At 57.2% G+C, this 675-nt stretch carries 1 protein-coding gene; it reads left to right on the top strand.

What is annotated here, in order from left to right; all coding sequences use genetic code 11:
* Nucleotides 1-675 (top strand): LPS assembly protein LptD (lptD, locus tag AB4Z23_RS27665; RefSeq protein WP_441361204.1); only part of this gene is annotated, 675 nt, incomplete at both ends.

Here is a 675-nt window from a genome sequence, read left to right as displayed (position 1 = left end):
GGCATGCACACCGTGACCGTCGCCGGCATCAGCCAGCTGAAGTCCGATACATTTACTGCCGGAACCAGTGACGCCCTCAACGACAATCGCGGCATGATTGCCAGCAAGGGTCACTTCTCCATCAATCCGCGCTGGGCGTTCGGTTGGGATGCCATGGTGCAGACCGACAACAACTTTTCGCGTACCTATGGGCTGAAGGGTTACAAGAACGACGTCCAGACCAATCAGATCTATTTGGCTGGCGCAGGCGAGCGGAACAGCTTCGATGCCCGCGGCTATTATTTCAACGTTCAGGATACGGACAACAACGAATCCAACGAACGCAAGCAGGCCATCGTTCATCCGGTTGTCGACTACCGTTATTTCGTACCGGATCCGATCTATGGCGGCGAACTTTCGCTGACCACCAACCTGACCAGCATCACCCGCCAGAAACAGGATGCCTACGCGCTTGGAGGCTATTCGCGGTTCAACGGGCTTGAAGGAAACTATACGCGTCTTTCCACCGAAGCCGAATGGAAGCGCACCTTCACGATGGATAGCGGCCTGCAGATCACGCCGATCCTGGCCGCCCGTGGCGATGCGCTGTGGACGGATATGTCGGCGGCAAGCTTTACATCGGGTGGCACGTCCTATGCCTATCAGGGCATGATGGAGAACGATGCGGCGTTGCGC

Origin of the sequence: Agrobacterium sp. MCAB5, from assembly GCF_052114365.1 — a bacterium.
GTDB classification, from domain to species: domain Bacteria; phylum Pseudomonadota; class Alphaproteobacteria; order Rhizobiales; family Rhizobiaceae; genus Agrobacterium; species Agrobacterium tumefaciens.
This window is presented reverse-complemented; position numbering and strand designations above follow the sequence as displayed.